22 protein-coding genes are annotated in these 20,735 nt (G+C 64.2%); 8 read left to right on the top strand and 14 right to left on the bottom strand.

Annotation, left to right across the window (positions count from 1 at the left end; genetic code table 11):
• Positions 1-152 precede the first annotated feature (152 nt).
• Positions 153-1,622 carry a DNA recombination protein RmuC gene (locus tag K3178_RS08890; RefSeq protein ID WP_221571048.1) on the top strand — a complete coding sequence of 490 codons (1,470 nt, stop codon included), beginning with the start codon at positions 153-155 and terminating at the stop codon, positions 1,620-1,622.
• A gap of 113 nt (positions 1,623-1,735) precedes the next feature.
• Positions 1,736-2,035 carry a PilZ domain-containing protein gene (locus tag K3178_RS08885; protein WP_221571047.1) on the top strand — a complete coding sequence of 100 codons (300 nt, stop codon included), beginning with the start codon at positions 1,736-1,738 and terminating at the stop codon, positions 2,033-2,035.
• A 12-nt stretch (positions 2,036-2,047) separates the two neighbouring features.
• On the opposite strand, the gene K3178_RS08880 is transcribed toward K3178_RS08885, so the two are convergent.
• The 8 genes from K3178_RS08880 to K3178_RS08845 all read right to left on the bottom strand — a co-directional run bounded on the left by K3178_RS08880 (position 2,048) and on the right by K3178_RS08845 (position 7,762).
• A complete protein-coding gene (locus tag K3178_RS08880; protein ID WP_221571046.1) occupies positions 2,048-2,521 on the bottom strand; it encodes a hypothetical protein in 474 nt (157 codons plus the stop codon).
• Positions 2,518-3,342, bottom strand: coding sequence for a TrmH family RNA methyltransferase (locus K3178_RS08875; protein WP_221571045.1), 825 nt, complete (start codon positions 3,340-3,342; stop codon positions 2,518-2,520). Before K3178_RS08875 ends, K3178_RS08880 begins: the two co-directional genes overlap by 4 nt.
• 1 nt (position 3,343) lies before the next feature.
• Positions 3,344-3,622, bottom strand: a complete 279-nt coding sequence (locus tag K3178_RS08870; RefSeq protein ID WP_221571044.1) for an HPr family phosphocarrier protein — start codon at positions 3,620-3,622, stop codon at positions 3,344-3,346.
• Positions 3,619-4,044 (bottom strand): PTS sugar transporter subunit IIA, encoded by a 426-nt coding sequence (locus K3178_RS08865; RefSeq protein WP_221571043.1) that lies wholly within the window; start codon positions 4,042-4,044, stop codon positions 3,619-3,621. Before K3178_RS08865 ends, K3178_RS08870 begins: the two co-directional genes overlap by 4 nt.
• 65 nt (positions 4,045-4,109) lie before the next feature.
• On the bottom strand, positions 4,110-5,006 hold the full coding sequence (gene rapZ / locus K3178_RS08860; protein WP_221571042.1) for an RNase adapter RapZ: 897 nt from the start codon (positions 5,004-5,006) through the stop codon (positions 4,110-4,112).
• Positions 5,003-5,455 carry an HPr kinase/phosphorylase gene (locus tag K3178_RS08855; protein ID WP_221571041.1) on the bottom strand — a complete coding sequence of 151 codons (453 nt, stop codon included), beginning with the start codon at positions 5,453-5,455 and terminating at the stop codon, positions 5,003-5,005. Before K3178_RS08855 ends, rapZ begins: the two co-directional genes overlap by 4 nt.
• Positions 5,452-7,020, bottom strand: coding sequence for a sensor histidine kinase (locus K3178_RS08850; protein ID WP_221571040.1), 1,569 nt, complete (start codon positions 7,018-7,020; stop codon positions 5,452-5,454). The genes K3178_RS08855 and K3178_RS08850 overlap by 4 nt, the downstream gene beginning before the upstream one ends.
• A complete protein-coding gene (locus K3178_RS08845; protein WP_221571039.1) occupies positions 7,013-7,762 on the bottom strand; it encodes a response regulator transcription factor in 750 nt (249 codons plus the stop codon). Before K3178_RS08845 ends, K3178_RS08850 begins: the two co-directional genes overlap by 8 nt.
• Positions 7,763-7,946: 184 nt before the next feature.
• On the opposite strand from K3178_RS08845, the gene K3178_RS08840 reads away from it, so the two are divergent.
• Positions 7,947-9,536, top strand: a complete 1,590-nt coding sequence (locus tag K3178_RS08840) for a phosphoenolpyruvate carboxykinase (RefSeq protein WP_221571038.1) — start codon at positions 7,947-7,949, stop codon at positions 9,534-9,536.
• A gap of 142 nt (positions 9,537-9,678) precedes the next feature.
• Positions 9,679-10,503: a glutaminyl-peptide cyclotransferase gene (locus K3178_RS08835; protein WP_221571037.1), complete on the top strand. Its 825-nt coding sequence runs from the start codon at positions 9,679-9,681 to the stop codon at positions 10,501-10,503.
• On the opposite strand, the gene K3178_RS08830 is transcribed toward K3178_RS08835, so the two are convergent.
• Genes K3178_RS08830 through K3178_RS08820 form a run of 3 tightly spaced genes read right to left on the bottom strand, consistent with a single transcriptional unit; the run spans position 10,500 to position 14,434 of the window.
• Entirely contained in the window at positions 10,500-12,131 is a 1,632-nt protein-coding gene (locus tag K3178_RS08830; protein ID WP_221571036.1) for an FAD-dependent oxidoreductase, read from the bottom strand. The genes K3178_RS08835 and K3178_RS08830 overlap by 4 nt on opposite strands.
• Positions 12,132-12,186: 55 nt before the next feature.
• A complete protein-coding gene (locus K3178_RS08825; RefSeq protein ID WP_221571035.1) occupies positions 12,187-14,025 on the bottom strand; it encodes a DUF885 domain-containing protein in 1,839 nt (612 codons plus the stop codon).
• A 37-nt stretch (positions 14,026-14,062) separates the two neighbouring features.
• Positions 14,063-14,434 (bottom strand): DUF3597 domain-containing protein, encoded by a 372-nt coding sequence (locus K3178_RS08820; protein ID WP_221571034.1) that lies wholly within the window; start codon positions 14,432-14,434, stop codon positions 14,063-14,065.
• Positions 14,435-14,555: 121 nt separating this feature from the next.
• Between K3178_RS08820 and K3178_RS08815 the strand changes: the two genes are divergently transcribed.
• Positions 14,556-14,771: a hypothetical protein gene (locus K3178_RS08815; protein ID WP_221571033.1), complete on the top strand. Its 216-nt coding sequence runs from the start codon at positions 14,556-14,558 to the stop codon at positions 14,769-14,771.
• A gap of 13 nt (positions 14,772-14,784) precedes the next feature.
• On the opposite strand, the gene K3178_RS08810 is transcribed toward K3178_RS08815, so the two are convergent.
• Positions 14,785-15,456: a TonB family protein gene (locus K3178_RS08810; protein ID WP_221571032.1), complete on the bottom strand. Its 672-nt coding sequence runs from the start codon at positions 15,454-15,456 to the stop codon at positions 14,785-14,787.
• 380 nt (positions 15,457-15,836) lie between these two features.
• Positions 15,837-16,493 carry an alpha/beta hydrolase gene (locus tag K3178_RS08805; protein ID WP_221571031.1) on the bottom strand — a complete coding sequence of 219 codons (657 nt, stop codon included), beginning with the start codon at positions 16,491-16,493 and terminating at the stop codon, positions 15,837-15,839.
• Here K3178_RS08805 and K3178_RS08800 point away from each other — a divergent pair.
• The 3 genes from K3178_RS08800 (at position 16,492) to K3178_RS08790 (ending at position 19,302) form a co-directional block, all read left to right on the top strand.
• A complete protein-coding gene (locus tag K3178_RS08800; RefSeq protein WP_221571030.1) occupies positions 16,492-17,670 on the top strand; it encodes a cysteine desulfurase family protein in 1,179 nt (392 codons plus the stop codon). The two genes, K3178_RS08805 and K3178_RS08800, sit on opposite strands and share 2 nt — an antisense overlap.
• A 214-nt stretch (positions 17,671-17,884) precedes the next feature.
• Positions 17,885-18,979, top strand: coding sequence for a cysteine desulfurase family protein (locus tag K3178_RS08795; protein WP_221571029.1), 1,095 nt, complete (start codon positions 17,885-17,887; stop codon positions 18,977-18,979).
• A complete protein-coding gene (locus K3178_RS08790; protein WP_221571028.1) occupies positions 18,976-19,302 on the top strand; it encodes a 2Fe-2S iron-sulfur cluster-binding protein in 327 nt (108 codons plus the stop codon). The genes K3178_RS08795 and K3178_RS08790 overlap by 4 nt, the downstream gene beginning before the upstream one ends.
• Before the next feature lie 7 nt (positions 19,303-19,309).
• On the opposite strand, the gene K3178_RS08785 is transcribed toward K3178_RS08790, so the two are convergent.
• Positions 19,310-20,662, bottom strand: coding sequence for a DUF418 domain-containing protein (locus K3178_RS08785; protein ID WP_221571027.1), 1,353 nt, complete (start codon positions 20,660-20,662; stop codon positions 19,310-19,312).
• Positions 20,663-20,735: the final 73 nt, after the last annotated feature.

Genomic DNA, 20,735 nt, shown 5'->3' with positions numbered 1-20,735 from the left:
ATCCGCTGCCCCTGTTTTCCATAGGGCGCGGGGGCTATTTGCGGCGACTGACGATAAGAAAGAACCGTTGTGAACCTATCTCGGTGGATAGGTGTAGGAAAGGTCTTTCGTTCCGTATGTGTTCCGCCTAGGCTCGCCCTATGGAATTAGCTGTGATCGCAATTGTCGCGCTCGTCGCGGGTCTCGGTCTGGGATGGTTTCTCGGCTCGCGCCCTGCGGCCGACTGGAAAGCCCGCCATGGCGAGCGGGAGGCCGAAGCGCGCGCAAGCGAAGATCGGCTGAAGGAAATGACGCGCGATCTCGCCACCATGTCCGAACGGGCAGCGCGGACGGACGATCTCACCGAAAAACTGGAAGGCATGAGGAAAGAGCGCGAAGATCTCGCAAATCGCCTAGCCTCGCTGGAAAGCTCTTCCGAGGCGCGTGAACGGGCGCTGGGAGAACGTTATGCCGAGCGCGAGACGCAGTTCGCGCGCGAACTCAAGCGTCTGCAGGATGCCGAAGAGAAGCTGCAGGCCAAGTTCGGCGAGATTGGCGAGCAAATGCTCAAGGGGGCACACGAGAAGTTCCTTGAGGGCGCGCAATCGCACCTTGCCTCGCTCAACAAGGAAAGCCTGGCAGAATTGGAAAAGAAGGTCGGTCCGGTTGGCGAAACACTCGAACGCTATCGCAAGCGGGTGGAAGAACTGGAAAAAGCGCGAACGAGCGATTTCGAACAGTTGAAAGGTGTTATAGGACAAGTCCGCGAAGGGCAGCAGCGGGTCATCGACGGTGCCAATCGCATCACCACCACCTTGCAGGGCGCGACCAAGGCACGCGGCGACTGGGGCGAACTTCAGCTCGAGAACTTGCTTGAAAGCTGCGGTCTGTACGACAAGGCGGATTTCAACTTCCAGACCACGGTCCGCGACGAGAACGGTAATCTCCTGCGTCCCGATGCAGTCATCAACATTCCCGGCAATCGCCGGCTGGTGGTGGACGTCAAGAACGTCTTCAACACCTATCGAGCGGCCAACGAGGCGGACAGCGACGAAGAGCGGCAAGCGCTTCTGAAAACGCATGCGCGCGAATTGCGCACACACATCGATGAGTTGTCGGCCAAAAGATATCAAGACCATGTCGAAGGATCGGCCGATTTCGTCGTTATGTTCGTGCCAGGCGAGCATGTTCTCTATGCCGCACTGACACAGGACAGCGGATTGCTGGACTATGCTCTGAAACGGCAGATCGTCCTGTCCAGCCCGCTCAATTTCATGTCGATTGCGCTTACCGTGTCTACTGTCTGGCGACAGGCGGGCGTGCAGGCCGATGCCAAGGAAATCGCCAAACTCGGTAAGGAACTGTATGATCGTCTTGGCGTGGTCGCGGGTCACATGGGCGCCATGCGCAAAAGCCTGCACTCGACCAACCAGCATTTCGACAAACTCGTGGGCAGCTTCGATACCAATCTGCGGCGCACGGGCGAAAGGTTCGAGGAACTAAACGTAGACACCAGCGCACAGGACCTGACCGAGGCACTTCCCATCGGTCATACGCCGCGTGCACTGGCGAATTTTACCGAAGCGGAGAGGCCTGCGCAGATCGAGGACGGGCGCGAGGAAGGCCGCGAAGCCGCAGAATAGCTTGGGTTCGGCTTAGCAATTCCTCAACACAAGACCTTTACTGGTTTACCATTCGCGATAAGTATCTTGCCTGTCGCGGTGCAAAACGGACCGGTATTGCCGGGGTGGGGCTGATGGATCTACGCAGGGAACAACGCTATTCGATCACGGTGAACGGTCGGTACCGCAAGGGCACGGGCGTGCGCTTCGATATCGCCATCCGCGACCTGTCGGAATACGGCTGCCAGTTCGCCGACCTCGTAGGGCGTCTCCAGAAGGACGAGGAAATCACCATCCGCATCGGCGAGATCGGACCGATCCCCTCGCGGGTGAAGTGGGTCGAGAAGCGCCAGGCCGGCGTCGAATTCGACGAGCCGCTGCATCCCTCAGTGCTCGAACATATCATCGCCAAGGGCGGCAAGAACGAGGCATAGGGCTAGCTTCCCTCAGGCCTGTGGCGGGAACTGCAGGGCGATTTGCCTGATACACCATAGCGCACCTCCCCTTTGTGGACTCGGAGCGAGGCTCGCCGAGCCATCGCGCAGGTTCGAATTGTCGGGCGAAAGCAATTGCAGCGAGATGCTTACCTCGTTGATCTCGCTGCCCAGGCCGCCCGCCAGCGGATCGGCGATATTCACCTTCACTGGGCCGAACCCCTCGATATTTCCGCGGAACCGGGCCGCCATCTGCGGGTCGCACCACAAGCTTTCCGCGGCGCGTGCATCCCCGGCATACTGCAGCGCGAAATAGCGTTTAAGGACCTCGCGTGCCGGTGCCGGGTCGATGATATCGGCCGCTGTGTCCCGCATGATCGCACCATCGCCAGCGGCAGGATTCTCGGCGGGATCGCTCCCCTCACTGCATCCTGCGAGACCGGCAAGCAGCGCTATGACCACGATGCGCGAGGCGCGGAGCGTCATCCCCGCTGCGATCCCTCGCTCAACGCGTCCAGCACCTCATAACCCAACACCGCTGCCGCCACTGCCGCGTTGAGGCTGTCGGCGCGGCCCTTCATCGGCATGGTGACGCGCAGGTCGCAGGCCATTTCGTATTCTTCGGGAAGGCCGCGGCTTTCGTTGCCGACCATCACGAAGCAGGGCGAGGCATAGGGCGCGCCGCGATAGGGCTGGGCCTCGCGCAGGCTTGCTGCAACGAGCTGGCCCGCATCGGCGCGAAGCCAGCTTTCGAATTCGCTCCAGTCCGCCTGCGCGATCTTCTGGGTGAAGACCGCACCCATGCTGGCGCGGACTGCCTCCACGCTGAAAGGATCGGCGCAGTCGTCGAGCAAGATCAGGCCGCCTGCGCCGATCGCATCGCCGGTGCGCAGCATTGTGCCCAGGTTCCCCGGATCGCGCAGCGCCTGGGCGACCAGCCAGATATCCGCGCTCTTGCGGTCGAGCGCTGCCAGCGAGGTGTCGAATTCGGCGAACACGCCAGCGACCGCCTGCGGATTGTCCTTGCCGGTGATTTTCGAAAGGATGTCGGGCGTGGTTTCGATGACCTCGCCGCCGCTTGCCTCGACCGTCTCTTCGAGCGCTGTCAGCAACGGGTGCGGATCGCGCCTGTCGGCGAGGACCAGCACTTCGGGCACATGCCCACATTCGCGCGCATCGGTGAGCAGGCGCAGCCCTTCGGCGAGAAACTTCTTCTCGCGCTTGCGGTGCTTCTTCTCGCGAAGCGCGCGCAGGGCTTTGACGGTGGGATTGGAAAAGCCGGTAATGACGCGGCGTGAACCGGTCATATCAAGGCTCCCCGAAGCCGTCCTCGACCATGGCGGAGAGGTCGGCCATCACGGCATGGGCATTCTCGCCTTCGACGATGATCTCGATCGTATCGCCCTTGGCCGCGCCCAGCATCATCAAGCCGAGGATGGAGCCGCCTGCGGCCTCGTTATCGCCCTTGGCGACGCGGACCTTGCAGCTTTGGGGCAGTTCGGCGACCGCGCCCACGAATTTGGCGCTGGCCCGCGCATGGAGCCCGCGCTGGTTTACCACCTCGATTTTCTTGCGAAGCTCGCTCAACTTGCCTTCCGCGCGCTGTCGAGGTCCTGCCCCAGGAATTCGCTGGCTACGGTGATGTAGTTGCGCCCCGCGGTCTGCGCGGCGTGGACGGCATCGACCACGTTCATGCTCTTGCGCGCACCGGCAAGGCGGATGAGCATCGGCAGGTTGATCCCCGCGATGACTTCGATCCGGCCCGTGTCGAGCAGCGAGATCGCCAGGTTCGAGGGTGTCCCGCCGAACAGGTCGGTCAGGATGATGGCACCGTCGCCCGTGTCGACGCTGGCGATCGCATCGGCGATATCCTTGCGCCGCTGCTCCATGTCGTCATTGGGGCCGATGCAGATGGTGGCCACGCCTTCCTGGCTCCCGACCACGTGTTCCATCGCGTCGATGAAGTGCTCGGCCAGCTTGCCGTGGGTGACGAGAATCATTCCGATCATGCGGTTACAATCGTCCGTTTCGCTTCTCGAGAGTATAGGTTCTTCGTCTTAACCATTGCTTGGTGTCAGCTGCGCTCGAGCGGATCGGCGGGCCGGCTTTCCAGATTGCGGTGGATGACCGTGGGCGAAAATCCGGCCTCGCGCAAGACCTCCGCGGCCCTCTCTGCACTGTAAACCGACCGGTGTCTCCCGCCGGTACAGCCGAACGCGATGTTGAGATAGCTGCGGTCCTGCGCGGCATAGCGGGGCAGCAGCTCGAGCAGCGTATCGGTGATGCGGGCAAAAGCGGGGGCAAAGGCCGGGTCGCCCTCGATATGGCTGGCTACCGGACGGTCACGCCCGGTAAGCTCGCGCAACTCGGGGACCCAGTGCGGATTGTCGAGAAAACGCATGTCGAACAGCAGGTCAGCCAGCGGCGGCATCCCGCGCGCGAAGCCGAAGCTGGAGACCGTGACGGTCATCTCGCGTACCCGGCTCTTGCCGAAGCGCTCGCGCATGACCTGCTGGAGCTGGTTGGAGGAATATTCGCTGGTGTCGATCAGCACCTCGGCCCAGTTGCGCAGCGGTTCGAGCAGCTCGCGTTCGGCCTTGATGCCGCCTGCCACCGGACGCTCGCGCGCCATGGGGTGCGGGCGGCGGGTCTCGTTGTAGCGGCGCTCGAGTTCGCTGTCGGAACAGTCGATGAAAAGCGTGGTCACCTCGACATCGTCGCGGCGGGCGAGCGCTTCGCATTGCTCGATGATCGCGGCGGGCAGGAAGCCGCGGGTGCGCGAATCGAAGCCGATGGCGATGGGAGCGCGGCTTTCGCCTTCGGCATCGACCAGGCTGGAGAGCAGGCGGAGCGGGAAGTTGTCGATCGCCTCCCAGCCGAGGTCCTCGAGTACCTGCAGCGCGGTCGACTTGCCCGCGCCCGACATCCCCGTGACGAGGAGGAGCCGCTGGCGCTCGGCCTGCTCGCTCACTCGGCCGCCTCGTCCTTGCCGATGGCCGGAACGGCGAGGCCATGCTTGCCAAGTGCAAATTCGGCGCGAAGTGCCTGCGTCGCGTCCCCGGGCCGGAAGAGGACCACGGGCACGTCGACCCCTGCGAGATTGGTGGTGGCGAGCTCCATCGGGTAACGCGGGGCGAGCGTGGTCAGCTGGAGGACCATCGAGACGGGCGCCTCGCAGGTCGGGAATTCGACCAGCCCGACATTGCGCACTTCGAGCAGGCCCTTGGTCGTCTTGGGCGGGCAGGCGAAAGGATGACCGTCGCGCCCTTCGATGATGAGGCCGTCATCGCCGATCAGCACCGCACCGCGGTCGATCAGAGCCAGCGCGAGCGAGCTCTTGCCGCTGCCCGATTCGCCCGCAATCAGCAGTCCGCGCCCGTCCACCGCCACGGCGGTCACATTGGGAAGCTTGTTCTTCATCGCGCCACCGCAGGAAGGTCGAGAATGAAACACGCGCCCTGCGCGCCGTCGCGGCGGCCTTCGACATGGAGCGTGCCTTCATGCGCCTCGGCGATAGTGCGGCCGATGGCGAGGCCGAGGCCCGAATGGTTGCCGAAATCCTCGCCCTCTGGGCGGTCCGAATGGAAACGGTGGAACACTTTTTCTCGCTTTTCCTCCGGGATGCCCGGACCCTCGTCGCACACGATCAGAAGCACACGCCCATCGCGGCGGACGAGCTTGGCGTCAATAGTCCCGTCTGCGGGCGAAAACGAGACCGCATTGTCGAGCAGGTTCTCGATGATGCGTTCGAGCCGCATGCCGACCCCCGCAACGACATGGGGCTCGCCCTCGGTCGTCACTATGACTTCGCGCCCCTCGTTCTCGCCCCGCGCCTCGCGGCTGGTGACGATGTTGTGCAACAACTCGGCCATGTCGACGCGCTCGAACTCGGTACGGGACATTTCCGCATCGATGCGGCTGGCGTCGGAGATCTCGGTCACGAGGCGGTCGATCCGGCGCACGTCATGGGTGGCGATATCGAGCAATTGCGCGCGCAACTGCGGATCATCGACCTTGCCGAGCGACTCGGTGGCGCTGCGCAGGGATGCGAGCGGGTTCTTGATCTCGTGCGCGACATCGGCAGCGAAGCTTTCGACCGCGTCAATGCGGTGGCGCAGCGCGCCGGTCATGTCGGAAATGGCGCGGGCGAGCATGCCGATCTCGTCGCGGCGGTCGGGCAGGCGCGGCACCTCGACCTGCCGGTCGCGCCCCTGCCGCACGCGGACGGCGGCCTGCACCAGTTCGCGCAAGGGCCGCACGATGGTCTGCGCAAGGAAGAAGCTGAGCAGGGTTGAGACGAGCAGGAACAGCAGCACCACCATCGACACCGTGGTTCTTGCCTCGCGCACGCTCTGGGTAATGTCGAACGGGTTGCGGGTGATCAGCAGCGTATCGCCATCGAGGCCCACGGGTGCGGCGGCGTTGATGACATGCGTGCCGTCGGGGGCATCGCGCAGCACGATCTGCGTCAGGCTTTCCTCGCGCGCGCGCACAAGTTCGGGCCAGGCATCGGCCGAATCGGCTTCCGGCTCGCGATAATCGGGCAGCGCGGGGGCGCCGACCACGCGGTCGAACCAGCGGTCCATCCGGAGCGCGAAATCGGTCTGGTCGACTTCCTTCGGCTCGGGCAGGTCGAAGCTGGGCGGGGCAAGCTGGAAGCTGTCGGATTCGAGATTGCCATCGGGCCCGTAGACCCGGATGCGCAGCCGCTGTTCCTTGCCGATCTGGATCAGCAGGGCTTCCTGTCGCTGAGGGGTAGCACCCGCGAGCGCTTCGGCGGTGATCTGTGCCTCGACCAGCGCCAGCTTGAACCGTTCGTCGAGCAGCTGCTTCCTGTAGCTGTCGAGATAGAGCACGCCGCCGCCCAGCAGCACCAGCGGCAGGACGTTGACGAAGAGGATCCGGCTGGTGAGCGTCAACCGCCGCGACCAGCGCAGCTTTTCGAGCCGCGGATCGCCCCGAAGGACGCTTCCCAATTCAGCCATCGGTAAAGCTGTATCCCGCGCCATAGAGCGTCTCGATGGCGGAGAAGGTGCCGTCGACGCTGCGGAACTTGCGGCGCATGCGCTTGATGTGGCTGTCCACCGTGCGGTCGTCGACGAAAACATCGTCGGGGTAGGCAGCGTCCATCAGCTGGTTGCGGCTCTTGATGACGCCCGGATGCAGGGCGAGCGCTTCGAGCAGCAGGAATTCGGTCACGGTGAGCGAGACTGGCTGGCCGTCCCAGGTCACGTGGTGGCGCGCCGGGTCCATCCGCAAGCGCCCGCGCTCGATCACTTCGGCGGGCTTTTCGCCAGGCTCGATCGGCATCGGACGGCGGGCGTCGCTGCGGCGCAGGATCGCACGGATGCGGGCGAGCAGCAGGCGCAGGCTGAAGGGTTTGGCGATATAATCGTCCGCGCCCATCTGTAGGCCGGCTTCCTCGTCCTGCTCGTCGTCCTTGCTGGTGAGGAAGATCACCGGCAGCGGCGAATGCTCGCGCAGGCGGCGGAGCAGTTCCATCCCGTCCATCTTGGGCATCTTGATATCGAAGATGGCAAGATCGGGCGGATTGCCCAGCAGTGCCGAAAGCGCCTGCTCGCCGTCGGAATAGACGCGCGTGGCGAATCCTTCCGCCTGCAACGCGATGGATACGGTGGTGAGGATGTTGCGGTCGTCGTCGACCAGCGCGATGACCGTGCGATCATCGTCCTGCGGGGGCGTGCCTTGTCCGGCTTCACTTTCCATAAGTCAGGCGGTTAACGCAGTTCTGCGGGCAAGACAACGCGCGCCGCCGCGTCACGCGCGATTTCCACCGCACACCATTTGACCTTGCGGCAAGCCGGGAGTATTGGCGGAGACGACGGGCGCGCATTCGTATGCGCGGCGATTCCCTGACCAGACACCGCCCAAATTCACGCTGGAGATTTCAGTGACTACCGCACTTTCCCACTCGCTTGCCGCGCAGGGCATCGAGACCGCTGCGACGATTCACCCCAACCTCACTTCGGACGAGCTGACGGCTGCCGCGCTCGAGCGGGGCGAGGGCCGCCGCGCGAAGCACGGTCCGCTGGTGGTGGAAACGGGCAAGCACACCGGCCGCAGCGCGAAGGACAAGTTCATCGTCCGCAATAGCGAGACGGAAGACACCGTGTGGTGGGACAATAACGCCTCGATGACGCCGGCACATTTCGCCGCTCTCAAGGAAGATTTCATGGCAGCCTTGAAGGACAAGGGCGACCTGTTCGTGGCCGACCTGTTCGGCGGTTCGCAGCCCGAATATCGCGTCAACGTACGCGTCATCAACGAGCTTGCCTGGCACAACCAGTTCATCCGCACGATGCTGGTCCGCCCGACCACCGAAGAGCTTGCGGATTTCACCCCCGAATACACCATCATCGACCTGCCGAGCTTCAAGGCCGATCCGGAGCGTCACGGCACGCGCAGCGAAACGGTGATCGCGGTCAACCTTGAAGAAAAGCTGATCCTCATCGGCGGCACCAAATATGCCGGCGAAATGAAGAAGAGCGTCTTCGGCGTGCTCAACTACCTCCTGCCGCCGCAGGGCGTCATGCCGATGCACTGTTCGGCAAACATCGGCCCCGACGGAAAAAGCGCGGTTTTCTTCGGGCTATCGGGCACCGGCAAGACCACGCTTTCGGCCGATGCCAGCCGCACGCTGATCGGCGATGACGAGCATGGCTGGTCGGATACGGCGGTCTTCAACTTCGAAGGCGGCTGCTACGCCAAGATGATCCGCCTCGACCCCGAGAGCGAGCCGGAAATCTACGCCACCACGCGCATGGAAGGCACCGTTCTCGAAAACGTCGTGATGGACGAGGACGGCGAGATCGACCTCGACGACAACAGCCTCGCGGAGAATACCCGCGGCGCCTATCCGCTGTCCTCGATCCCCAACACCAGCGCCGACAACCTCGGCCCGCCGCCTTCGAACGTGATCATGCTGACCGCCGATGCCTTCGGCGTGCTGCCTCCGATCGCGCGCCTCACGCCCGACCAGGCGATGTATCACTTCCTCTCGGGCTACACGGCCAAGGTCGCCGGCACCGAAATCGGTGTGACCGAGCCGACTGCAACCTTCAGCACCTGCTTCGGCGCGCCCTTCATGCCGCGCCACCCAAGCGTCTACGGCAACCTGCTCAAGAAACGCATCGCCGAAGGCGGCGCGCAGTGCTGGCTCGTCAACACCGGCTGGACCGGCGGCAAGTATGGCGTGGGCAACCGCATGCCGATCAAGGCCACCCGCGCTCTGCTCAACGCTGCGCTCGACGGGTCCTTGAACGATGCGGAATTCCGCAAGGACCCGAACTTCGGCTTCGAAGTGCCGGTTTCGGTGCCAGGCGTCGACAGCACCATCCTCGACCCGCGCGCGACGTGGGCGGACAAGGACGAATATGACCGCACCGCGCACAAGCTGGTGCAGCTGTTCGTGGACAATTTCGAACCCTTCGCCGACCACGTCGACCAGGGTGTTCGCGACGCCGCTCCCGAAGCGGCCTGACCCGATAGCCTGCGCGCTCGCAGGCAAAGAGTTGGAGAGGAGGCCCCCGGCCGCACCAAGGAGAGAGGGTGCGGACCGGGGGCTTTAAATTGGTGCGCGTTGCTTCATGCTGCGGTAAGCACGCCGCCGCGATAGGAAGCCCATGAATTTCCGCCACCTCCTCCTTGCCTTCGCGGCACTTACCGGCTGCGGCTCCACCGTTGCACAGGATGCAGCGACACCCGCAGTCGAGGCGGCAGAGACCTATTCGGGCCCGAAGGTCTACCGCGCCGAAGTGGTTGCGACGTATCCGCACGACACCAAGGCCTTCACCCAAGGCCTCTTGTGGCACGACGGCTCTTTGTTCGAGAGCACAGGGCGCGAGGGACAGTCGGTCGTGCGCGAAGTCGATCTGGAAACCGGAAAGGTGATCCGCGAGCGCGCGCTGCCCGGCCGCCAATTCGGCGAAGGCCTGGCGCTCTGGGGCGATGAAATGGTCAGCCTCACCTGGCGGGATGGCGCGATCCATCGCTGGGATGCCGAAACGCTCGACCCGCTGGCCACCCGCGCGGACTATCCGCTGGTCGGTTGGGGCCTCGCGACCTCTCCCGAGGGCCTGGTCCACACCGATGGTTCGGCGACGATGCGCGTGCTCGATCCGCAAACCTACGAGGTGCTCCGCAGCGTCGATGTGACGCTGAACGGAAGATCGCTGCGTCAGCTCAACGAACTCGAGATGATCGACGGGCTGGTTTACGCCAACATCTGGGGCGCGCCCTATATCGTTGCCATCGACCCGGCAGACGGCGTGGTGAAAAAGCTGATCGACCTGCGCGATATCGTCGATGCGGTCGACGTGGACCCGACCGATGCCGTGCTCAACGGCATTGCCTGGGACGCGAAAAATCGCCGGATGTTCGTGACCGGCAAGCTGTGGCCGAGCCTGTTCGAGATCAGGCTGGTCGAGACCGAGGAGCAGGTGCGCTAGATTTCGCTCGCAGGAGCGGCAAGCTTGTCGACGTAATCCCAGATCCGGCTGACCACGACCGAGCCTTCACCCACCGCACTCGCCACGCGCTTCACCGATCCCTCGCGCACGTCGCCCACCGCGAAAATGCCGTCGGCGCTCGTTTCGAAGGGGGTTTCCCGGCCCACCGAAGCGCCGGTCTTCACGAAGCCCTTCTCGTCCACCTCGACCATGCCCAAAACCCAGTCGGTGTTGGGTGCGGCGCCGATCATGATGAAGAGCGCGCGGGTGTCGATGCGCCGTTCCCCGTCGGGGCAAGAAAAGGTTACCGCTTCGAGGTAATCGTCGCCGTGGAGTTCGGTTACCTCGGTATTGTAATGGATTGTGATCGCCGGGTCGGCTTCGAGCCGCTGGGTGAGATAGCTCGACATGCTCGCCGCAAGGCTGTCGCCGCGCACCACCAGATGGACATGCGCTGCGCTGCGGCTGAGATACATCGCGGCTTGTCCCGCCGAATTGCCGCCGCCGATCACGACGGCCTCGGTACCGTGACAGAAGCGTGCCTCCATATCGGTCGCGGCATAGAAAATCCCTGCCCCTTCGAGTTCCTCCAGTCCTTCGAGGGGGAGGCGGCGATATTGCACGCCGGTCGCAATCAGGATCGATCTCGCGCAAACCTCGTCGCCATCGTCGAGTATCACGCAGAAAGTGCCGTCCTCTCGACGGCTCATGCCTTCGACGCTGCGCGGCATGGCGAAGCGCGTGCCGAATTTCATGGCCTGGATCTGGCCGCGGTAGACGAGGTCAGCCCCGCTGATGCCGGTGGGAAAGCCCATGTAGTTCTCGATCCGGCTGCTGGTGCCGGCCTGCCCGCCGATGGCAGTATCCTCGATGGTCAGCGCGCACAGCCCCTCGCTTCCGGCATAGACCGAAGCCGCAACGCCTGCCGGGCCAGCGCCCACGATCAGGACATCGTAAACCGTCTCGCGGCACACATCGAGGTCGAGCCCGAGGTGCTGCGCCATCTTGCGCGGCGTGGGATCGTCCATGACCGTATCCTGGCCAAGGATCACCGATGGCTTGTGATCGGTCAGGTTGCAGGCGGCCAAGGTTTCGTCGTCGCGCCCGTCCATGTCGAGGCTCTGGAAGGGGATGCGGTTGCGGCTGAGGAACTGCTCGACCTTCTGCACCGCCGGATCGCGGTCCGCACCGATCAGCTTGACGTTGCTGTTCTTCAATTCGAACTGCCGCCGCCGCCGGGCGGAGAAGACGCGGATGACGTGGTCCGACAATTCGGGCACCCGCGCCATCAGGTCGAGCATATCCACGCGAGGTACTTCCAGCGTCCGCGTCGGCTTGGCCGCACGCATGGGCAGGAAATAGGTGCCCGCGTTGAGGAAGGAAATCTCGCCCATGAACTGGGTGGGGCCGAGCGAGCTATCGAGCAGGCGGGCCTCGGAATAAGGATCCTTCACTTCGATCTCGCCCTCGAGGACGTAGACGAAAGTGTCGACCGTATCGCCGATCTCGGCGACCATCTCGCCGGCCTCGTAACTGCATTCGCTACCGATGGCGCGCAGCATGGCGACATGCTCGTCCGCCAGCGGCACGCGCGGCATGGTCTCGAGATTTTCGCCCAGCGCTTCCATCGATGTCCCCTTTGTGCCGCTGCAATCTAGGGACGATCAGCCCGCGAAAAAGGTCCTAGCCACGCACGCTTTCGATATAGCGGGTCACATTGGCCTCCATCACGTTCATCGGCGCGTTGCCGCCGAGGACGACAGCATCGTTGAACGCCTTGAAATCGTAGGCGCTGCCCAGTTCGCGCTGCGCCCGTTCGCGCTGGGCGACGATGCGGCTGTGGCCGAGCTTGTAGCCGGTCGCCTGTCCGGGCCAGCTGCAATAGCGGTCGACCTCGCCGAAGACTTCGGCTGGCTTTGATCCGTTGCGCTCGATGAAGAACTGGCGGCCCTGTTCGCGGGTCCATCCCTTGGCGTGCAGGCCGGTGTCGACCACCATGCGGCAGGCACGGAAAGCGAGGCTCTGGAGATAGCCCAGCCTTCCGACCTCGAAGCCGTCGTAGGCCCCCAGCTCGTCGGCCAGCTGCTCGCCATAAAGCGCCCAGCCTTCGCTGAAGGGATTGAAGCCGAGGATCGAGCGGATCAGCGGCAGCCGGTTCGAATATTCGCCTTCCCACACATGGCCCGGGATCGTCTCGTGATAGGTCAGGTCGGCAAGGTCGTACTTGCGGTGCAGGTCGGTGGTTCGCAAGTTGATCCAGAAACGGCCCGGTATCTTGCCGTCCTTGCTGCCCGCGCCGCCATAGGCACCCGGCGCACCGGCTTCCTCGGCCACGGGGATGCGCACGACTTCCATATTGGGGTCGACCAGCGTGTTGAAGGCGCGCGGCATCTGCGCCTTGATCCACTCGACGCGGTCCTGGATGAAATCCATGATTTCCGCGCGCCCCTCGTCACCTTCCGCGAACTTGTAGCGCGGATCGTCACCCAGCGCGGACATTCGTGCGCCCACGCTGCCCTCGGTATAGCCAATGCTGCGCAGGATCGGGTCCATGCGCGCGTGGAGTGCCTCCAGCTCCGCGAGGCCCTGACGGTGAATCTCGTCGGCCGTGAGGGTGGTGGTGGTGCTGTTGCGCAGCGCCCAGGCGTAGAATTCCTCGCCGCCGGGACGGGCATACATTCCCGGATCGCCCGTCGCGACCGCGCGCTCTGCCTTGAGTTCGGCGAGTTGGCGCGACAGGGCCGCCGCGATCGGTCCGGTTTCGAGCGCCAGCGCCTGGTCGGCGCGGGTTTCGGGCAGACCGGCGGCGGCCAGCTTGGCGCGCAGGTCGGCGGCGAAGAGTTCGCCCTTGCCCGCGCTGGCGATGGTCTGTTCCATTTGCTTGATGGCGGTGTCGAGCAGGAAGTCGGGCGGCACGAGGCCCATGGCGCGGGCAGAGCGGATGCGCGCCAGTTCGCCGTCGAAATTGGCGGGAGCCTGCTGCAGGCGCTCGAGATAGGCATCGGCATCCGCCGCGGTCTCGACCATGTGGGTCGACTGCATGAAGCGCGGCAGCCCGAGATAGGCGCCGACATTCTGGATCACGGTATAGGGCGCGGTCCGCCAGCCGCCGACGGGGATGTCGCCATAGGGCAGGGCCAGGCCGTCGAGCGCCAGTTCATAACCGCTCTCGACCACTTCGAAATTGGTGAGGTTGGTCGTGTCGAGCCCCTCGCGCGGGAATGCACGCAGTCGGGCAAGATCGGCGCGCAAGGTCGCCGCCTTGGCTTCGAGGCCAGCGGGCGAGGCATCGCCCAACTCGCCGCGCAAATAAGCGTATCTACCCGTATCCACCCCGAGCGCGGTTGCCCCGCCCGGCTCGTGTTCGAGCAAATTATAGGCGATGTCGTCGAGCAGCGCCTCTGCAGACATTGCTGCCGGAGCGCGCGGGATGGTGGCGCATCCGCCGAGGGTGAGCGCGGTCGTCGCGCCAAGTCCGGCGAGGACCTGGCGGCGGGTGGTGTCGAAGCTGTGTGTGGTCATGTGCAGGGCTGTGCGCGCCCTGCGTAACCAAGTCAAATCAATCGAGGAATTCGGCCGGGACCTTGCCTCCATTGGCCGAAAGTTCGCGCATGGTGCGCTTGTGCAGCCAGATATTGTCTTCGGCGGTGCCCGAATAATCCTCGCGGCCCAGTTCCTGAGCCAGCGCCTTGCGGTTCTCGTAACTGGAATCGACGCCGATCAGCTTCATCAGGTCGACGATCGAGGTGCGCCAGTTGAGCCGGTCTGCACCGGGCATGGAATCGAGGCTGTTCTCGACATTGACGATCGGGGTGGCGCGCGCTTCGGTGACGGGTGCATCGGCCCAGGCGTTGCCGGTCTTCGCTTCCGCTTCGGGCTTTTCGTCCTTCTTGCCGAAGATCGCGTCCTTGATTTTCGTGAATATGCTCATGGGTTTCTCCCCTTGTATGTCGCTGCGGCGGCATGCCGCGTTATCGGGGAGTCAACGGCAGGAGGGGTGACGCGTTCCGCGCCCGCTTTGCAATTCGGGCAGCCGTGGCTAGGGAAACGGCATGCTCGATGTCGTCCTATCCATCGTCGTTCTCGCCGCCGTGGCCCTGGTCGCGGGTGCATTCCTCTTGTGGAAGCGCACCGGGAATGTGAAAAACGCGCTGCTGATGGTCTTCCTTGCCCTGATCGCAGTGGTCAATGTGGCGATCTGGACGGTGCCTACCGCAGACGGCGAAACCCCGCTCGACAAGGTCGAACGGGGCTCGCAGCAGGACTGACCCGGACAGGAGGCTACTCGGGCAGGACCCAGCTGACGGCAGAAGAATAGCTGCCGGCGACCGGCTCGCCGTTGGGGCCGCGAGCGGGCTCGAACTTCGCCCTTTGCTGGACCAGCCGGCATGTTGCCTGGTCCAGTTCCGCATGGCCGGTGGACTTGGTGAGTCGGCAGCCGATGACCTTGCCGGTGGCCGAGATATCGAGCTTGAAGCCGGCGACGCCAGCATATTCGCGCCTGACCCAGCCCGTCCGGTAATCGCTGTCGCGCAACCAGGTGCCGGGGTCGTTGCGCGGCCTAGCCGAAACCGGCGGGAAACTCGGCACAGGCGCAGGCGGGGCGGGTTCGACCGTGGGTTGGGGAATGGGGATGACCGGGCGGTCGACGATAATTTCGCTGGTCTTGTAATCGGGCTGGGGTCGCTCGAAATCGAACTTGGGTTGCGGAACCGTCACCGGGGGTTCGGTAGCGACCTCGGGCTGCTGGCTCGTTTCCGGTTCGGGCATGGGTTCGGGCTCGGGCGGGATCGGATCCCTTACTTCCCAGGTGTCGACGATCTCGCGCTTCTTGATGACCCCCGTAGCGACGGAAAGGCCGGTCACGATCAGGGCGCCGATCGCACCTTGCACGATTAATGCACTGGCCATTCCGGCGGGCGATGGGCCCTGTTTCTGGTCGACATATGACATCTGCTTGTCCTCTCCATTGCGACTCCAAGTAATAGCAATGTTACAACATATCACTCCAATTGCAAGCGACACATTCCTGCGCACGAAAAAGGGAGATTCTGGGGTGCGAACCGACCTCCGTCGGTTCGTCCTCGCTAGATGTGCAGCAAGCTGCACCCGCTGCGGGCGCGCCTGCAGGTGGCCTTTGGCCAGCTGCGTCTTCGACTACGCTTCCGCGCTTGCCGGGCCTCCTCCGGCCCGGTTCTGGCGCTCTGCCCTCGATATTTGGTCTATATCTTGGTCACGGCAGTCAAAGGGCGACTGCCCGCCCGCAGGTGCTCGACGCTCTAGCGTCGAATCAGCGCCGAGGACGAAGCCGCGGAGGCGGCTTCGTAATCAGATCAAGTGATCGGACACGCCGGATCGAGGCGGAAGTCGAGATAGTTGTCGACAGACTTCATCAGTTCCGCCTGCTCGTTCTCGAAGAAATGGTTGGCACGCGGGATTTCCTCGTGGTGCACGGTGATGTGCTTCTGCGTGCGCAGCTTTTCGACCAGCTTGGTCACCGCATTGGGCTGGACCACCGTGTCCTGCGCGCCGTGGATGAAGATGCCGCTGGCGGGGCAGGGGGCGAGGAAGGAGAAGTCGTACATGCTCGCCGGCGCACCAATCGAAATCCAGCCGCGGATTTCCGGGCGGCGCATGAGCAGCTGCATGCCGATCAGCGAGCCGAAGCTGACGCCTGCGACCCAGGTTACGCTCGCATCGGGATGAACCTGCTGCACCCAGTCGAGCGCGGAGGCCGCATCGGACAATTCGCCGATGCCGTTGTCGAAGCTGCCCTGGCTGCGGCCGACGCCGCGGAAATTGAAGCGCAGCGTTGCGAAACCGCGGTTGACGAAGGTCTTGTAGAGCCGCTGCGTGATCTGCTCGTTCATCGTGCCGCCGCCCTGCGGGTGCGGGTGGAGGATCATCGCCACGGGCGCGCGCGGGCGCGGTCCGGGAGAGAAACGGCCTTCGAGGCGGCCTTCGGGGCCGGGAAAGATCACGGTCGGCATGGGGAGGGTTACCCTGGCAGAAATTTTCGGGCGCGCTTGCACCCATTGGGGGTTTGCGCGAAGTGGCGCGCTATATAGGGTTTCGCCGCGAAATCGCAATAATTTAAGGCTCCGTCCCGTTACGCAACGCATCTATCTCGACCACGCCGCCACCACTCCGCTGCGCCCCGAAGCGAAGCGCGCGATGGAAGAAGGCTTCACGCTCTGGGCCAATCCCAGCAGCCCGCACGCCGAAGGCCGCAAGGCCCGCGCCGCGCTGGAGGATGCGCGCGAACGGGTGAAACGGGCGCTGGGATGGCAGGGAGAGGTGATCTTCACCTCCGGCGCGAGCGAGGCTGCGGCGCTGGCTCTGGGACATGCGAAGGCGGGTGCGCGGCTGGTTTCGGCGGTCGAGCATGACGCGATCCTGAAGGCCGCGCCCGATGCGGAGCGGCTGCCCGTGCGGCCCGACGGGGCCCTCGAACTCGAGGTGCTCACCGAGGCGGTGCAGCGCGAGCGACCATTGGTGGCAGTGCAGCATATCAATTCGGAGACTGGCAACGCGCAGGACCTTGCCGCGATCGCTGGAATCGTTCGGCAGCAAGGCGGCCTGCTGCTCGCCGACTGCGCGCAGAGTGCCGGCAAATTGCCCTTTCCGCCTTGCGACATGGCGATCATCTCGGCGCACAAGTTCGGCGGCCCCATCGGCGTGGGCGCGCTGATGGTCAAGGATTTCGCCATGCTAGAACCGGCTGGCGGGCAGGAACGCGGCTACCGTCGCGGGACGGAGAACCTGCCGGGCGTGCTCGGCATGGCGGCGGCGCTGGAGGCTTGCGGCGATCCTTATCTCGACCCGTCCATCCTCGAACCAATCGAAAGCCTCGCGCAGGAATGCCGCGAGCTTGGCGGCACTTGGCTGTCCGACCGCCTCTGCGACCCGACCCCCTTCATCCGCGCCATAGCCATGCCCAAGATGAGCGGCAGCGCACAGGTCATGAGGTTCGACATGGCGGGCATTTCGGTCAGCCAGGGCAGCGCCTGTTCCTCGGGCACGATGAAAACCAGCCACGTGCTGCAAGCCATGCAGGTCGAACCCGACGTCGCCGACCGCACCATCCGCGCCAGCTTCGGCTGGACCACCACGCGCCAAGAAGTGGAACGCTTCTGCGAGGTATGGCTTGAGTTGGCGAAGGCGTGAATTTTCGTGGCGCCGCCTGCCATTATGGCTTTCCTACTTCGCAGCGAACGGCCAATCCTGACCCTATGACAACGCTCTGTTCCATCCCGGAGGCTCCGCATCGTGTCAACTTTGCCCGGCGCATCTCGAGCCGCACAAATCTGCGGGTTTCGGGGCTTTGGGGCGGGGTGACGCGGTGTCAACTTCGTCACCTTCGGGAAGGCGGGGAGGTCCGATGATCTACCTCGACTACCAGGCCACCACCCCGCTTGCCCCCGAAGCGCGCGATGCCATGCTGCGCTGGCTCGACGGGCCGGGCGGAACCGGCTTCGGCAATCCCCATTCGCCGCACAAGATGGGCCGCGAGGCCAAGGCGGCGATCGAATTCGCGCGCGAGCAGGTCGCCGAGCTGTTCCCGGCGGGCGGCAAGGTCGTCTTCACCAGCGGCGCGACAGAGGCGATTAATCTTGCGATCCGTGGAAGCGGCAAGGGAGGCTCGGTGTCGGTTTCGGCCATCGAACATGCTGCCGTGCTCGATACCGCGCGCGACCTTGGCCAGTGCCATGTCCTTAACGTCGCCAAGAACGGGCAGTGCAATACCAAGCAGAGCCTGCCGGCCGACACGCGGCTCGTCTGCCTGATGCAGGTCAATAACGAGATCGGCACGATCCAGCCGACCATCGAATGGCACCGCAAGGCGAAGGAGAACAACGCGCTCTATTTCTGCGATGCAGTGCAGGCATACGGCAAGATCGAGCTGACCGGCGCCGACATGATCGCCATCAGCGCGCACAAGTTCCACGGGCCCAAGGGCGTGGGCGCGCTGTGGGTGCGCGAGGGGCTGGAACTGGACGAGGTGCAGACCGGCGGCGGGCAGGAATTCGGCCTGCGCTCGGGCACGCTTTCGCCAGCGCTGATTGCCGGAATGGGCGCGGCAGCGGCCGAAGCGAAGGACCGGATGGAGCAGGATGCAGACCACGTCCAGCAACTCTGGAAACGCGCGACCGAGATCTTCGAGAACTGGGAACTCAACGGCAGCGCGGAGGCGCGCTGGCACGGCAACCTCAATATCCGCCCGCGCGGGCCGAATGGCGGCGGTCTCGATGTAAACCGGCTGATGAGCGAGTGCCGGGGTGTGATGTTCTCGGCTGGCAGCGCCTGCGCCAGCGGATCGGGCCGCACCAGCCACGTGCTCGAGGCTATCGGCCTCCCGAAGAAGCTCGCGAAGTGCTCGATCCGCCTCGGTTTCGGGCGCTACACCACGCTCGAAGAGATCGAGGCTGCGGGCAAGGAGATCAACGAGGCGGCAAAGGCGCAAGGTGCACTATGAAGGTCAGCTTCATCACCTCCGAAGGCAACCGCGTCGAAGCGCAAGGCGATCCGGGCGACTCCCTGCTGCGCGTGGCGCAGGCGGCCGGAATGCCGCTTGAGGGCACATGCGAGGGCCAGATGGCCTGTTCGACCTGCCATGTGGTGGTCGAGAAAGACTGGTTCGACCGCCTGCCCGAAGCGAGCGAGGAAGAGGAAGACATGCTCGACCTCGCCGCAGGCGTGCGGCGCACCAGCCGCTTATCGTGCCAGATCGTGCTCGGCGAGGAGCTGGACGGGCTGACCGTCACCATCCCCGCCGAAAGTCACGACATGAGCCGCTGACGCGCGGTCAGGTTGCGCCCAGCATCTGCCCGGGCACGGGGCCGCTGCCGCCTTTGCTCATCGGCTGGGGCTTCCAGTAGGTCAGCGAGCGCCAGACCCATTCGAGCGGGCCGAAGCGGAAATTGCGCAGCCAGATCACGCTGAAGACCATCTCGGCTGCCGCGATCGTCGCGACCAGCAGGTAGAGCTGGTAGCGTTCGAGGTCGCCGTAGAGGCCGAAACCGAAATCGTAGAACAGCAGCGTGCAGATCAGCGTCTGCCCGATATAATTCGTCAGCGCCATCTGGCCTGCCGCAGCGAGGCCGCACTGGAGCCATTTGAGGAGTCCCAGCTTCACCACCGCAAGGATCAGCCCAAGGTGGCCGGCAACCATGGCGAGCCGGCTGAACTGGTAGGTCCTGCCTGCCTCTGCGCCCGCCAGCGGTCCGAAATCGCCCGCCGAAAGCAGTCCGTATTCATAGATGCCGAGAGGTATGCCGATGGCGTATCCCACGGCGGCCATGGCGGCGTAGAATTGCAGGCTCCGTCCGGCGGTCAGCACGTCCCATTTCAGCAGCGCCATGCCGATCAGCATGAAGGGCATCATGTCGAACAGCAGCCAGAAGGGCGCGCTCTTCCACTGGAACTCGACATTGAAGTCCCACATGCCGGTGACCGCATCGAGGTAGGACCCCTCGTGCCAGCCTTCGAACATGGCAGTCGATTCCTCGGTCGGGATGGAATGCGAGACTTCCTCGTTCCACTTGTCGAGTGTCATTTGCTCTTCGGGACCGATCTCGGCCCCGGCAGCGACCTGCGCCTCGATGCCGGCGGCCTCGCGCGATAGCTCGACAGTCTCGTGATAATCCTGGTTGAGCCAGAAGGCAGCGACCAGCAGCGCCGCGATGCCGAGCGCGAACTGGCGGGTGGGCGCAAGCTTGCGCAGGGCGAACAGCACCATGCCGCACATCGAGTAGGCGAACAGGATTTCGCCCGTCCACAAGAGCAGCGACCAATGGATGACGCCGAAGATCATCAGCCAGGTCATGCGCCGGAAATGGATTTCGGCCGTGGTGAGCCCGGCGCCGCCCTGCTCCATCCGTTCGGTCATCAGGTAGATGCCCGCGCCGAACAGCATCGAGAAGATGCCGCGCATCGTGCCTTCGAAGCCGATATTCATTCCCTTGAACAGCGACAGGTTGAGCGGGTCGGATCCGCCAGCCGCATAGGGATTGCCATAGGCCTGCCAGATGAGGCCGAAAGCGGAGATGTTCATGAGCAGGATGCCGAAAACGGCCACCCCGCGCAGTATGTCGAGCGAACCGATACGTTCGGCTTTCCTGACGGGTGCTGCTGCGGCAGCGGAATCGGCAATGGTCATCAAGGGTCCCCCCGGTACCCGAGGCAGCACACACGGCTGCGACCCTTATTGCCCTGGAGGCGCTCCCCTCGGA

The organism is Qipengyuania sphaerica (assembly GCF_019711595.1).
GTDB classification, from domain to species: domain Bacteria; phylum Pseudomonadota; class Alphaproteobacteria; order Sphingomonadales; family Sphingomonadaceae; genus Qipengyuania; species Qipengyuania sphaerica.
Note: the sequence above shows the minus strand (reverse complement) of the source record. Positions and strands in the feature narration are given on the sequence as shown.

What these genes read in the sequence shown, in the direction of transcription:
- K3178_RS08885 (WP_221571047.1), top strand. Translation starts at nt 1,736, where the DNA reads ATGGATCTACGCAGGGAACAACGCTATTCGATCACGGTGAACGGTCGG.
- K3178_RS08880 (WP_221571046.1), bottom strand. Translation starts at nt 2,521, where the DNA reads ATGACGCTCCGCGCCTCGCGCATCGTGGTCATAGCGCTGCTTGCCGGT.
- K3178_RS08875 (WP_221571045.1), bottom strand. Translation starts at nt 3,342, where the DNA reads ATGACCGGTTCACGCCGCGTCATTACCGGCTTTTCCAATCCCACCGTC.
- K3178_RS08865 (WP_221571043.1), bottom strand. Translation starts at nt 4,044, where the DNA reads ATGATCGGAATGATTCTCGTCACCCACGGCAAGCTGGCCGAGCACTTC.
- K3178_RS08855 (WP_221571041.1), bottom strand. Translation starts at nt 5,455, where the DNA reads ATGAAGAACAAGCTTCCCAATGTGACCGCCGTGGCGGTGGACGGGCGC.
- K3178_RS08850 (WP_221571040.1), bottom strand. Translation starts at nt 7,020, where the DNA reads ATGGCTGAATTGGGAAGCGTCCTTCGGGGCGATCCGCGGCTCGAAAAG.
- K3178_RS08845 (WP_221571039.1), bottom strand. Translation starts at nt 7,762, where the DNA reads ATGGAAAGTGAAGCCGGACAAGGCACGCCCCCGCAGGACGATGATCGC.
- K3178_RS08835 (WP_221571037.1), top strand. Translation starts at nt 9,679, where the DNA reads ATGAATTTCCGCCACCTCCTCCTTGCCTTCGCGGCACTTACCGGCTGC.
- K3178_RS08830 (WP_221571036.1), bottom strand. Translation starts at nt 12,131, where the DNA reads ATGGAAGCGCTGGGCGAAAATCTCGAGACCATGCCGCGCGTGCCGCTG.
- K3178_RS08825 (WP_221571035.1), bottom strand. Translation starts at nt 14,025, where the DNA reads ATGACCACACACAGCTTCGACACCACCCGCCGCCAGGTCCTCGCCGGA.
- K3178_RS08820 (WP_221571034.1), bottom strand. Translation starts at nt 14,434, where the DNA reads ATGAGCATATTCACGAAAATCAAGGACGCGATCTTCGGCAAGAAGGAC.
- K3178_RS08815 (WP_221571033.1), top strand. Translation starts at nt 14,556, where the DNA reads ATGCTCGATGTCGTCCTATCCATCGTCGTTCTCGCCGCCGTGGCCCTG.
- K3178_RS08810 (WP_221571032.1), bottom strand. Translation starts at nt 15,456, where the DNA reads ATGTCATATGTCGACCAGAAACAGGGCCCATCGCCCGCCGGAATGGCC.
- K3178_RS08800 (WP_221571030.1), top strand. Translation starts at nt 16,492, where the DNA reads ATGGGGAGGGTTACCCTGGCAGAAATTTTCGGGCGCGCTTGCACCCAT.
- K3178_RS08805 (WP_221571031.1), bottom strand. Translation starts at nt 16,493, where the DNA reads ATGCCGACCGTGATCTTTCCCGGCCCCGAAGGCCGCCTCGAAGGCCGT.
- K3178_RS08795 (WP_221571029.1), top strand. Translation starts at nt 17,885, where the DNA reads ATGATCTACCTCGACTACCAGGCCACCACCCCGCTTGCCCCCGAAGCG.
- K3178_RS08790 (WP_221571028.1), top strand. Translation starts at nt 18,976, where the DNA reads ATGAAGGTCAGCTTCATCACCTCCGAAGGCAACCGCGTCGAAGCGCAA.
- K3178_RS08785 (WP_221571027.1), bottom strand. Translation starts at nt 20,662, where the DNA reads ATGACCATTGCCGATTCCGCTGCCGCAGCAGCACCCGTCAGGAAAGCC.